Source organism: Selenomonas sp. CM52 (assembly GCF_000292955.1).
Classification (GTDB): domain Bacteria; phylum Bacillota; class Negativicutes; order Selenomonadales; family Selenomonadaceae; genus Selenomonas.
This window is the reverse complement of the sequence record NZ_ALNM01000024.1, coordinates 14530-28260: the sequence shown is the minus strand read 5'-3', so window position 1 is coordinate 28260 and position 13731 is coordinate 14530. Positions and strand designations below refer to the sequence as shown.

Here is a 13731-nt window from a genome sequence, read left to right as displayed (position 1 = left end):
GGGCTGCGAGATTTGCCGTGCGTCAGAAGGTCAGGACGTCCGTCTTGCCGGCTTCTGCCGTCATGCCCGTATGCTTTTTCATCAGCGGGTATTCGCCCGAGTTTGTCACTGCCATGATGACCGTGTCCTGGTAGCCGGCTTCCTTGATCGTCGCGCGGTCGAACTTCACGAGCGGCGCACCTTGGCCGACCTTGTCGCCTGCACGGACGAGAAGCTCGAAGCCCTTGCCGCCGAGCTTCACCGTGTCGACGCCGATGTGGATGAGCAGTTCCGCGCCGTTCGCGAGACGCAGCCCGACGGCGTGCAACGAATCCTCCATGACCATCGTGACTTCGGCGGCGGCGGGCGCGACGACGAGATTGCCCGTCGGCTCGATGGCGACGCCGTCACCCATCATCTTCTGTGAGAACATCTCATCCTTGACCTCGCTCATGTCGATGACCTTGCCGTCGGCGACCGCCGTGAAGGAAAGGGATTTTTCCGTGCCGACGGCGAGCTCCGTCGCATCGGATGCAGGCGCTGCGAGAAGCGCCTCGAAGCGCTCGCGCACCTGCGGCACGGAGAGGCCAACGATGACCTGGAACGCATGTCCGTTCCGCACGAGGCCGTGTGCGCCCGCGCGGGTGAAGACGGCGACCGGCTGTACGAGATCGGGATCTTCTACCGTCACGCGCAGGCGCGTCGCGCAGTTCGTGACGTCCTTGATGTTCGCAGGGCCGCCGAGTCCTTCGAGGAAGACCTTCGCCTTCACGTCGCGCTCGTCGAGCTTCAGATCGGGTGCGGCGCCTGCAGCGGCATCCGCAGCGCCTGCCTGCTTCGCCTTGTAGTCGGCTTTCGTGAAGAGCTTGTCCTCGACATCGTCGTCCGTTCTGCCCGGCGTCTTGTAATCCTTGAAGCGGATGACAGCGCGGAAGACGAAGAAGTAGATGGCGGTGAAGCACAGGCCGATGCCGATCTGCGTGAGGTATGTCGCATAATGGTAGGAGAAAAGAGGAATCCAGTTCTGCACGAAGCAGTCGATGAGACCGCCGCCGAAGTTGCCCGAAAGCCCGATGGCGTAGAGCGTCGCCGAGAGCGTCGCCGAGAGGATCGCGTGCAGCAGATAAAGGAGAGGCGCGACGAAAAGGAAGGTGAATTCCAGAGGCTTGGTGATGCCGCAGAGCATCGCCGTGATCGTCGCAGGAATCAGGAGAGTCGCCGTCTTCTTGCGCTTTTCAGGCTTGGCGCAGGCGTAGATGGCGAGCGCCGCGCCCGGCAGGCCGAAGACCTTGCCGCTGCCGTGCAGCGCGAAGCCGCCCTCGGGGAAGAGGTCACGCAAAGACTGCGCGCTCGTCATGAAGTCGTTGATGTGGCCGAGCCAGTAGGCTTGGATGCCGCCGTCGACGACCGCAGGGCCGAACATGAACGGCAGGTAGATGAAGTGATGGAGGCCGGCGGGCAGCAGAATTTTCTCCGAGAACGTGTATGCCCAGACGCCGACGATGCCGCTCGTCTTGAGGAAGAACTGGAACTGCTCGATCGCGTGCTGTACCATTGGCCAGACGCAGCAGAAGATGAGGGCCATCGGGATCATGACGGCGAAGCCGACGGCGACGACGAAGGCAGGGCCTTTGAAAATGCCGAGCCAATCGGGGATGTTCGTGTCGTAGAAGTGGTTGTGCAGATACGCCGTGCAGCACGCGATGAAGATCGCGCCGAGCATGCCCATGTCGAGCGTCTTGACGTTCGCGATCATGGCAAGTCCCGTGCCGGGACCTGCCGCCTGGCTGTAGTCGACGCCGAATGCGCTGCCGTGCAGCGTGAGGATGGCCGAGATGAAGTAGTTGAAGAGCATGTAGATGACGAAGGATTCCATGGCGCAGCGTGCCGGCTCCTTCTTCGCGAAGCCGATGGGCACGGCGATGGCGAAGAGAATCGGCATCTGTGCGAACACCGTCCACGCGCCCTGCTCGACGATGTACCAGAAATCGTACCATAGCGTGCCTTCGGCGGCGATCGCGCCGAGCAGCCCCGTGTTCTTGCAGACGATGGACACCGCCACCGTCAGACCGAAGAACGCGAACAGGATGACGGGCGTATACATCGCGCCGCCAAACCGCTGCATGTTCTGCATGAAGACGTCCTTGCTGAGTGACATGAGCTTACCTCCTCTGAAACACTGAAAACCTTTGTCTATTACGATAAAGGAAAATCGTTGAAAAAGCAAGCATTTTGCGCCATTCGGGAGGCATGTACAGAGGTTGCAAGGAGGTACATGCAGTGAAACTTGTTACAGAAGCCCCAAGAGGTCAAGCCAAAGGCGCAGACCGATTGGCTAGGCTTCTGTAAGGGCGGCGCACAATGTCCACGAAGTGGACGTTTGTGCGTGTAGTTTACAAGAAGCTAAAGGCGCAGACCGATCGGCTAGGCTTCTGTAAGGCTATTTTCCTGCTCGCTGCGGTAGAGGCGGTAGTGGACGTAGAAGATCTCAAGCAGCAGGAAGTAGGCGAGCATGGACTTGAAAGGCAGCCGCTCCTCGCTCTTGGGCAGGTTGAAGGCAGCGGGCACGACGTAGAGGTTCTCCGTCGAGCGGCTCGCGAGCGTGTTGTGCTGCATCTGCGTGATGGCGAGAAGCGGCACGCCCTTGAGGTTCAGCTTCTCGGAGAACTCCTTGACGCGCTCGGATTCGCCCGAAAGCGAGATGAAGACGAAGAGATCGTCCGGCCCTGCCGTTTGATAGACGGAATAGAACTCCTCGCGCCCTGCGATTTCGCAGATGAAGACATTGTCGTAGAGGAAGAGGCGCTTGAGTTCCTGCATGACGTTCGTCTGCACATAGCCCGAAGCGTAGGCGAAGACGCGGTGCGCCTCGTGGACGAGGCGGCTCGCGCCGCGGTAGTCGCGTGCCATGAGTTCGCGCCACGACTGGTCGTAGAACTGGCTCAGAGATGTCAGGATGTCGCGGTCGGGCTTTCCGCGCTCTTCGAGTTCCATCTTGAGCACCGCCTTCATCTCGCCGAAGCCCTCGAAGCCGATCTTCTGTGCGAAGCGCACGACGGAAGCGCTCGAAACGGCGCAGAGCCGCGCGAGGTCATGGATGGAGGCGCGGCATGCCGTCTCCTTGTGGCTCTCGATGAAGCGCCAGATGCTCTTATCGGCATCGCTGAGTTCGTTCAAGTGGAGATTGATGCGCTCAGGAAGCTGCATATTGCTCCGCTCCTTTCGTCGGTTTTTTGCAAAAAAGCTTTGTACTTAATTAATCTTAACGTGTTTTCAGACGGCAGGCAAGTCACAATGCAAAATTTCAGAGCATATTTCCCAGTATTTGCGAAATGAATCGAAATTGTTTGAAATTCATGAAAAATTACTGGACAAAGAAGTTAGGAAAATGGTATGATTTGTGATATTGAAACTAAAAGTCATTACCTGTTAGGAGTTCGTCAGGTATGACAAAACGCAGGGGCGGCAAGGATTTGCCAGGACACTTGGGGGCAATCGTCCCTTTGAATGCACAAGGAGGAATCGTATTCAATGGTCGGTAAGGGGAAATCAAGAAGACGGCTCGCGCTTATGGTGGCGCTTGCCCTGTCCACTGGGGGGGTGCTTGACCTCAGTGGACGGCGGCATGATCTGGGGGATGTCGACGGCGTATGCGGCGGAGCATGAGTATACGGAGACGGCGACCAGCATCAATGGTCTTGAGGGTACGGAAAAGACTCATTCGATGAACGACAACAAGATCACGCTTGGCACAGAAGGCGGTCCGACGGATAAGCCGCAGAATACCTACGGTGCGATTTCCGCCGGCGGGAAGAAGGATACTGCGGCGGATGTCAAGGGCAATACGCTGACGATTCACGGACTTCGCTCTGCCAACGCTGGCGGTGCCAGTTTCATCTACGGCGGTGTCAGTGGCACTGGCGCGGTCACGGGCAATAAGGTGATTTTCAACAACGGTTACAGTGCGGATGCCGTCATCGGCGGCTACAGCGCTTCTCTTACGAAGAGTGTGAGCAATAATACAGTAGAGGTCAAAGCCGGGAAAATCGAGGAAGACATTATCGGCGGCTGGTCGGACAAAGCAGCGAGCACGGGCGCGGTGTCGGGCAATAAGGTCACGATTACCGGCGGCACGCTTGGAAGCTATGGGACAGGAATCATTTACGGTGCGCGTGTTACGGGCAACGGGTCAGTGACGGGTAACAGCGTCGAGTTCTCGAATGCGACCTCGAAGAAAGCCGTATATGGCGCGGCGGGTGACGATGCGGCAAGCACCGCGGCAATCAAAGAGAATCACGTGACGATCAACAGTGGTACGCTCAGCAGCGACGTGTTCGGCGGCTATACGACAGGCAAGGGCGCAGTCACGGGAAACTCCGTTACGATCAAGGGCGGCAGTCTCGGGAATGAGGCTGCGGGCGGCGTTATTGGCAACTCCGCGAGCAGCGCAAATGCCTCCGGCAATACGCTTACGATCTCGGGCGGTGCGTTCACAAAGAGCGGCGGAACGAATGTTTTTGGTGCTTATAATGCAGGCAGCGGCAAAACTATCAACAACATTGTTAACCTCGGCGACGGCGAAAACGCCATGGCGTCGGGGTTCAATCTCACGGGCATAAAGATCTACGGCGGCAACAAGACGAATGATGTCACGGGCAACACGCTCAATGTCAATGCCTCAGGCATCGTAGTCAGGACGGCGCAGAACTTCGAGAAATACAACTTCAATCTCACGAAGGGAGTTGCGGCAGGTTCGACCATGCTCAAGGTGACGGACAGCGGTGGCTTCGGCTCTACGCCCAATGTCCAGTGGAGCAAGATCACGATGAATGCCGAGGGCTGGAATGCCGATACGACGAAGTATGGCCGCCTCGGCACGATGGAACTGCTGCGCACGGGAAGCGGCGCCGATCTGAAGATATTCAACACCGAGGCGCTTGATCGCAAAGCGACGAGCGGCGACTTCGAGTATCATATGTATACGGATGTGACAACGCCTCCGATGTCGTTCTTCGGATATAATATGGTGAACTATGTGCGTGCCGACATTGATCGCTTCCAGAACGCCGATGCAACGGCAGATAACGTCACAGGCACGGCGGCTTATGGCGGCTATTCGAGTCTCGGCAATACGACGACGAACAACAAGATCAAGATCACGAATACGAACAACACGAATCTGACCGTCTACGGCGGCTATACGGCGGGCGCAGGTGATTCGACGAACAACCATGTCACGATCACGGCGACGGGCAAGGTAAAGGCGGCGTACGGCGGCTATGCGACAGCGGCGAACAGCAAGGCAGAGGGCAACAGCGTCACAGTTGAGAGTGGCGGTTGGGTGGACAATACCTCATACGCTGGCTGGGCAAAAGGCGCTGTGAACCGCAATATCTTCACCGTCAAAGGGCATGCCGATTGGTCGGTCTATGGCGGTAAGCTCGATGGCAGCGGCAAGGCAGAAGGCAACGAAGTCCGTATCGAGGGCGGCACGGTGATAGGAGAGGCCGTTGGTGCGAAAGGGAATGCAGATTCGACCATGACCGGCAATAAGGCTGTGGTTAAAGGCGGTACGGTTAAGAGAGATGTTGTCGGGGGGCAGACCGGGGGCGCCAATGGAAAGGCTACGGGGAATATCGTCACGATTGCGAACAGCACCGTTGAGGGCTTTGTGCAAGCTGGACGTACTGCGGACGGTGGAACTGTATCGGACAACCAGGTCAGCATTTTGGGCAGTATAATTAAAAAAGGCATAATCGGCGGATCTGATTCCGCAAACGGTAACGTGACGGGAAATACCATCACCGTATCGGGTGCCAGTACTGTCGAAGGAGTGGTATACGGCGGCTATTCGGGGAAGTCCGGGATAGTGACAGATAATAATGTTACGATTGCGGACGGCACGTTTCAAGAACCTGTTTACGGCGGCTATTCGGATAAATCCGGAACAGTGGCGGGCAACAAGGTCACGCTTACGGGCGGCACGTTCCAAGGTGTCATCTATGGTGGTGCGGGCGGTGACACTTCCGCCACAGGGACATTTACGGTAAATAATAATATTGTTACGATTGCGGGCGGCACGTTTAGCACCAATATTTATGGTGGATACTCGTGGAAAGCGGACGGTACGACGACGGGCAACACCGTCAATTTTGGCGACGATACGCACCGCGATCTCTCGGGTGCGACGCTCGCGGCGAGCAACATCTACGGCGGCAACAAAGCGGCGACGGGCAATACGCTCAATGTCAACGCCAAGGATGTCACGGCAAAGTCTGTCAATAACTTCGAGAACTATAAGTTCAAACTGAACGAGTCCTTCGGGAATGGCGATACGATGCTTTCTGTTGCGAACGCAGGAGATTTCGGAGGTACGGGCGTCGATTGGGGAAAGATTTCCGTTGACCGTTCGGGACTCTCTGCGGACTATGTTTCCAATGTTCACGGCGTACATCGTGTGACGCTCTTAAAGAGTGCGACAGCGAATGCGCTGAATTTCTCGAATTATGACGCGACCATTTACGCTGCGACAGATACGCATGAGAGCGCCGTACAGACCGATACGGACAGCGGCACGGCGACCTCAGTTTTTATGGAAATCAATCGTTTCAAGAATGGACGTGTAACCTATGATGGTACGGGGGAAACTTACGCCAAGGCATGGGGGAACGAGATTTATGGCGGTCTTTCTCATGACGGACACACGACGACGGACAATCAGCTGACGGTCAAGGCTCTGCGCGGTGCGGGCGACCCGAGCCATGTCTTTGGGGGAAAGAACGAGGGTACGACGGGCGATGTCACGCAGAATACGGTGAATATCGAACTGGCACACGACGCCGATAAGATCAAAGAGGTCTATGGCGGACAAGCGAACAATGAGGACGGCACGGGCAAGGTCGACGGCAATATTGTTAATCTGAATAAGGGCACGGTCGATCTTCTCCATGCCGGCTATACGTTCGGTACGGGTGCAGTCACAAACAACACGGTCAACTTCTCTGGCGGCACGGCGAATGACTACGTTAGCGGCGGCTATATTGACAAAGAGGCAAGTGCGGCGGAGGTCAGTTACAACAAGGTTCTCTTTACGAACGGCACGGCGGGGCAGATTCGCGGTGGTGTGACGACCGGTTCGGGTGCGGCGAAGAAGAATGCAGTCGAGTTCAGCGCGGGCACGGCGGAGGAGGTTCGCGGCGCAGAGACGAAGGAGGCACTGCCGAAGAAAACGAGGTCACGGTCAAAGGCGGCACGGTGAGCGGCGACGTTTACGGCGCATCCGTCACGGGAATGGGAACGGTCAGCAAGAATAAGGTTACGGTCACAGGTGGCACGATTGAGGGCAAGCTCTACGGCGGCTACGGCTATCATGCGACGGATAACGAGGTCACGATTTCGGGTGGTGCGCTCGCGGGAATAGGCACAGTGGTCTACGGTGGTTACATGAATGGCCCGGGCAGCAGCGCTTCGGGCAATGTCGTGAACCTTGGCGCAGACGACGGCACGTATACGGCAAACCTTAGCGGTGCGTTAATTTACGGTGACAACAGCACCGACAATGCTGTCCACAACAATGTGCTGAACGTGCGCGGCAAAGGCATCACGGTTCATAGCATCAAGAATTTCGATAAGTACAACTTTAAATTGAACAATAACATTGCGAGCGGGGATACGATGCTGACGCTGCGCAATGACGGCTTTGGCAGGGAGATCGACTTCGCGAACAATTTCAACGTGGATACGTCGAAACTGACGGGCAAGCCGACTGGCACCATCACCCTCGTGAAGAGCGAGACTGCAAATGCGCTGACGTTCAAAGATGGCTATGCGCCGCGCGACCTCGGCAGCACGGAGAACGCTGAATATTTCATCGGCACGGATACGGGGACGCGCACGGCTACCTCCGTTATCATGAACTACAACATCTTCAGGAACAATGCGTGGACGTATGACGGCACGAATCCGGCAACGGCGAATGAAGTTGCTGGTGGCATCTCCTATAAAGATGGGCATACGACCTATAACAACAAGATTACGGTGACGGGCGTTCCGTCGACGAACCTCAATTTCGTCTACGGCGGCAAGACCAACGGTGCGGCTGACTCAAAGGAAAACCAGGTCACAATTGAGAGCACGGGAACAGGCTCGATCGCCAATATCAACGGCGGCTTTACCGGTAAGGCGGATGGCGTTGCCTCGAAGAACCGCGTCCTCATCAAGGGAGGCACGGTCACGAATGCTATCGGTGGTGCAGTCTCCGGTGCAAGCGGCTCGGCGACGGACAACGAAGTTACCGTTGAGGGCGGTACGGTCGCGAACGTCATCGGCGGCGGCGGAAGCGCTGCTGCGGCGGGCAATATGGCGAACAACTGCGTCACCATCACGGATGGCACGGTCACGGGGCAGATCGTCGGCGGCGATTCGCGCGTCTTGACGAGCACGTCGAACAACAATACTATCACGCTTGGCGGCGGCACGCTCACGGGATCGCAGGTCTGGGGCACGAGTTACGGAGGCACCGTCCTCGCCAACACAGACGCGAAGATCGCGGGCAATACGCTCAACGTCAAGGCGAAGGACGGTGTGACGCTCAAGAAGGTGCGCAACGTCGAGAAGTTCAACTTCCAGCTCGTGGACGATACGACGAAGACGGCGCCGCTGCTGAATCTGACGGAACTGGGCGGTTTCGGCAAGGTCACTGCTGACAACTCGGACGTCAAGATGAAATGGTCGAATGTGACGGTCGACATGTCGAAGGTCACGACGGAAGCGGACGCTGCAAAGATTCAGGGAAAGAACACCTATATCTTGATGCGGGCGGCCGATCCCACGCTGAAGTTCAGCGACTACGCTGCGCGCTACGATACATACGGCGGCGTCTACGAAACAGGGCTGCGCACGAATACGAACACCGATACGGCACAGGAAGTGCTCTACGATGTCAATCGCTTCAAGGATGGTCGCGTCACTTATACGACGACCTCGACGGGCGAGGCGCTTGGCGGCTATTCCGCCTTTGGCAGCACGACCGAGGGAAATGAGCTGACGCTTACGGGCGTGACGGGAACGCTCGCGGCTGCCTACGGTGGACAGACCGCAGGCGTGACGGGAGATTCGGCAAATAACAAGGTCACGCTCAAAGGCACGGGAACAGGCTCGATCGTAAACGTCTACGGTGGTGCAATCACGAAGGCGGCGAACAGCGGCAATGCGACGGGCAACACGGTCACGCTTACGGGCAGTACGGTCACGGGCGCGGTCTACGGTGGTTATACTGAAGGAAGCGGCAAGACCACAGGTAACACGGTGAATATCGGAGACGGTACGGCGGCAACGCTTGCAGCCGGAACGAACCTTGCGAATGCGATGCTTGCGGGCGGCAACAAGTCCGAGATGACAGGCAATACGCTCAATGTCATGGTCAAGGATGCGGCGGCAAAGAAGGCGCAGAACTTCGAGAACTATACGTTCCATCTGACCGACCATATCGCCGTCGACAAGCCGAAGAGCGGGGTCGTCGACGATGCCTTCACCAAGAGCCGCGGCACGATGCTGACGCTTGCAGAAGGTTTCGACGGGCAGACGGCAGACTGGAGCAAGGTCACGGTCGACACGTCGAAACTCTCGGCCGACAAGACGCTCGGCGCAATCACGCTGATGAAGAGCGCGGCAGCGAACAAGCTGAAGTTCTCGAACTACGCGGCGAAGAATCATGCCGTGAGCGGCGACTACGAGGTCGTCCAGCGCACGGATACGAATACGGGTGTGGCGAACGCCGTCCTTATCGATGTGAACCGCTTCCGAAACGGCGACGTCACTTATCATAACGGCGACAACAATGCCAAGACCTACGCTGGTGTTTCCTACGGTGGGAATACGGCGGAAGGAAACAAGTTTACGCTCAAGGGAATCTCCGAGGGTGAGACGCTCCAGTACGTTTCGGGCGGACGCTCGGAGGGGACTGCGGGCGGTGCGGTCAAGAACACCGTGAACCTTTTGAGTACGGGCAAGGGAACGCTTGAAGAGGTCTACGGCGGTTACGTCGGCAATGCAGCGAATGCGGCAGATGTGACGGAGAATACCGTTAACATTGCGGGCGGCACGGCAAAGAACGTCTACGGCGGCTACACGCGCGGCACGGGAAAGACGGTGAAGAACACCGTCAACATCGGCTATACGGACGAGGCGGGCGTGTTCCATGATGTCGCTGACGGCGCGAAAATCACGGGCACGATCTACGGCGGCAGCGGCAGCGACACCACGGGTAATGTCCTGAATGTCAGTGGCAAGATCGCGGCTGGCAACATAAAGAACTTCGAGAGCGTCAAGTTCCATGTCAGAAACACGATGGCGAGCGGCACGACGCTCCTGACGCTCGACGGTGCGGCTGCGACTGAGGGGCTTGACTGGGCGAATGTCACGCTCGATGAATTCAAACCTGTGGTCAAGAGTTACGAAGCGTACCGTCTGACGCTCATGGCGAATGAAAAGGGCATCGACTTCCGCAAGGGCGGTGTTGACACTTATGCGCCCATCGGCGCCAAGGGCGTGACCAAGGGCGATTACGAAGCCGCCCTCGATACGGACACGCATGCAGCGCAGGCGAAGGCTGTCAACGCAGAGATCTATCGCTTCCATGGCAACACGGCGACATACGGCGAAGCCGACGGCGCACACGATGCAGCATGGGGCGGGCGCTCCGTACTCGGCAACGATGCGACGGACAACACTCTGACGATCGCGGGTGGCACGCTCAAGGACGCCTACGGTGGCTGGTCGACGGGTAAGAAGATCGACGGCACGTCGGGCAAGACCACGGGCAACACCGTGAACTTCACAGCCGGTACGGTCACGGGTACGATCTATGGCGGCAACAACGGCGCGGCGGGAAATACGCTGAACGTCACGGGAACACAGAGCGCGGGAGACATCAAGAATTTCGAGAAACTCCACTTCGACACGAGCATGGCGAAGGCCGGCGATACGATCTTGACGCTCAACGGCGGCAAGAAGACGACGGGGCTTGATTGGCAGAAGGTTGAAGCCGCAGGCCTTGACGAAGCCTCCCTTGCGACGCGCACGGGTGTGGCGCGTGAAGAACTGTTCTCGCTCATGGCGAATGACAAGGGGATTGACTTTGGCACGAGCTATGACAAGGCGAAGGAAAAGACCGTCGGCGACTACGAGTATGCGATCTCCAAGGAAATGGATGCGGCGAAGGGCGCAGCGGCGGAAAAGGTCGTCGTGCGCGGCTTCCGCTTCCAGAACAATGCGGATGCCGTCTATGAGACGGGCGACAACAAGGCGGCTTGGGGCGGACGCTCCATCGTCGGCAACACCGTGCAGAAGAACAAGCTGACCGTCAAGGGCGGCACGCTGACGGAGGCGGCCTACGGCGGCCTGAGCGCCAAGGGCGTGGTCACGGGCAATACACTCGTACTCGCCGGCGGCACGCTCAAAAATGCCTACGGCGGCTTTGTCGAGGGTGCGGGCGACGCCACGAAGAACACCGTCGAGGTGCAAAAGGATACGCAGGCGCAAATCTATGGCGGTCATGCCGCGCAGGGCGAAGCTTCGGGCAATATCCTCAACCTCGGTGCCGTCAACATCGGCGCGAATGTCTACGGCGGCTCGGGTAAGAAGACCGACGGCAACGTGATCAACCTCTTCGGCACGAAGATCAAGGGTACGGTCACGGGCGGCACGGCGGCGGACGGCAAGGCAAACGTCCTCGCCATCCGCGCCGCCGGCACGGAGATCGGTGACTTCAAGGGCATTCAGAACCTCAAGTTCTACCTGCCCGAAGGGGCGAAATCCTCCATGGCGACGATGCTGAGGCTCGGCGTCAAGGACAAGGACATCAAGGGTCTGAACGTCGACCTCAACCTCTCGGGCGCGGCCAAGACGCTCAAGCGCGAGGATGTCTTCAGTCTCATGAAGGTTGCTGAAGGCGGCACGTTGACGACGGACGAGAAGATCAAGGGCGAGGTCACGGGTACGCAGGGCGTATCGCTCGACTACAAGTTCCGTGTGCAGAAGAAGGGCGCGGATGAATTGATCGCCGCTGTCGAGAGTGTAAAGATGAAGGACGCGACGAAGTCCCTCGCGGAGACGAGGACGACGGCGACGGACGTCTTGGGAGGCGGCATGACGATGCTCGCCGATGCGGGCGTCTCCGCCGCTGTCCAAGCAGCAGCCTCCGCCAATGCCAACACTCAGGTCGAGGCCGCTCCCATGGCGACAAACAAGGCGCCGAGTGCGAAGGCGGCATCTGCAGCAAATGTGCAGTCGGGCGCGTACACGGCATGGGCGGCGCAGGGAGGCTCCTCCATGCGCATCCATTCGGGCTCCTACGTCGACACGCACGGCTACACGCTGAATGTCGGCTTCGCAAGAAAGCAGGATGGCAAGGACAGCACGCTGACCTTTGGGCCATTCGTCGAATACGGCAGGGCGAGCTACGACTCCTATCTTGAGGATGCGGCGGGCACGCACGGCAGCGGCAAGGTCAGCTACATCGGCGCAGGTGTCCTCGCAAGGCAGGATCTGAAGAGCGGCCTCTACCTCGAAGGAAGCGTGCGCGGCGGACGCATCAAGAGCGACTACGAGGGCAACATTTCCGGCACGTCCACGAGCTACGACATCTCGAACCCCTATTATGCGATTCATCTGGGCGTGGGGAAGGAGACGAAGCTCAAGGCGGGCGATGCGCTCGAAACGTACCTCAAGTACTTCTTCTCGCATCAGAATGGCACGAGCGGCAAGCTCTCGACAGGCGAGGATTACGACTTCGATGCCGTCAACTCGCACCGCCTGCGACTCGGCGCTCGCTACACGCACGATATGGGCGAAGAAGGCAAATTCTACGCGGGTCTTGCATGGGAATACGAATTCAACGGCGAGGCGCGAGCCACCTATCAGGGCATGGCGACGCCAAGCCCGTCTCTCAAGGGAGGCAGCGCCATGCTCGAACTTGGCTATCGCTTCACACCGAAAAAGAGCCGCGTCAGCTACGACGTCAACTTCAGCGGTTGGCAGGGTAAGCGAGAAGGATTCTCTGGCAGTGTAGGAGTAAACTGGGCATTCTGATTTACAGGGTAAAGATGAATTAAGGAAGAAAAAAGGAACCGGATGCGAAGCCACAGGGCTTTGTATCCGGTTCCTTTGCATTCGCCGAGGTTATTTGTGCTCTTTCCCGCCGAATATTTCCTTTGTCGTGCCGCGAAGCCACTTCCAGTTCCAAGCGAGGTGAAAAATGACGCCGATGGTCAGGAGATATGAGACATAGATATGAATGTTCTTGTTGACGATCTTAGCGGGGCCGTTGGCAAAGACATGGAGATACATGAAAGTGCCCGTCACAAGGCAGATGAGCATGCCGACAGCCAAGCCAAGAATCAGATAATAATTTTTTTTCATTGTTATTGCCTCCCAATGCAGACTGCTCCTTCAAGAGAAGGAATATCAAAATCATTTTAGCACAAAATCTTTTTTGTGTCATAAAAATACGGCAGTTTCTTCCAAAGTTTCGTCCAATTTTCCGGAATATGATTTTCCTATGATTTACCGTGCATAGAGAGAGGGAATTTGCACCGATTTTTCGCTTGACAGCCTGCAGAAAAGTCGCTATAATGACAATGCTTCGTCTTGTACGGGGCGTCCATGGGTAGGTGCCCGAGTGGTTAAAGGGAACAGACTGTAAATCTGTCATCTTCGGATTACGATGGTTCGAATCCATCCCTGCCCACCAGC

Annotated in this window: 5 protein-coding genes and 1 tRNA gene; 3 read left to right on the top strand and 3 right to left on the bottom strand. The window is 57.5% G+C overall.

What is annotated here, in order from left to right:
• Nucleotides 1–22 precede the first annotated feature (22 nt).
• Nucleotides 23–2137: an alpha-glucoside-specific PTS transporter subunit IIBC gene (locus tag HMPREF1153_RS05735; protein ID WP_009645999.1), complete on the bottom strand. Its 2115-nt coding sequence runs from the start codon at nucleotides 2135–2137 to the stop codon at nucleotides 23–25.
• Nucleotides 2138–2403: 266 nt separating this feature from the next.
• Nucleotides 2404–3186 (bottom strand): MurR/RpiR family transcriptional regulator, encoded by a 783-nt coding sequence (locus HMPREF1153_RS05730; protein ID WP_009646006.1) that lies wholly within the window; start codon nucleotides 3184–3186, stop codon nucleotides 2404–2406.
• A 397-nt stretch (nucleotides 3187–3583) separates the two neighbouring features.
• Between HMPREF1153_RS05730 and HMPREF1153_RS13025 the strand changes: the two genes are divergently transcribed.
• Nucleotides 3584–7237, top strand: coding sequence for a beta strand repeat-containing protein (locus HMPREF1153_RS13025; protein ID WP_232208214.1), 3654 nt, complete (start codon nucleotides 3584–3586; stop codon nucleotides 7235–7237).
• The gene (locus HMPREF1153_RS05720; protein WP_009645989.1) at nucleotides 7234–13068 is read left to right on the top strand and encodes an outer membrane autotransporter barrel domain protein; all 5835 of its coding nucleotides are present in this window, start codon (nucleotides 7234–7236) and stop codon (nucleotides 13066–13068) included. The genes HMPREF1153_RS13025 and HMPREF1153_RS05720 overlap by 4 nt, the downstream gene beginning before the upstream one ends.
• 90 nt (nucleotides 13069–13158) lie before the next feature.
• Here HMPREF1153_RS05720 and HMPREF1153_RS05715 read toward each other — a convergent pair whose 3' ends face one another.
• Complete coding sequence (locus tag HMPREF1153_RS05715; protein WP_009645983.1) at nucleotides 13159–13398, bottom strand: DUF4405 domain-containing protein; 240 nt, start codon at nucleotides 13396–13398, stop codon at nucleotides 13159–13161.
• Nucleotides 13399–13643: 245 nt separating this feature from the next.
• On the opposite strand from HMPREF1153_RS05715, the gene HMPREF1153_RS05710 reads away from it, so the two are divergent.
• Nucleotides 13644–13729, top strand: a tRNA-Tyr gene (locus HMPREF1153_RS05710).
• Nucleotides 13730–13731 lie beyond the last annotated feature (2 nt).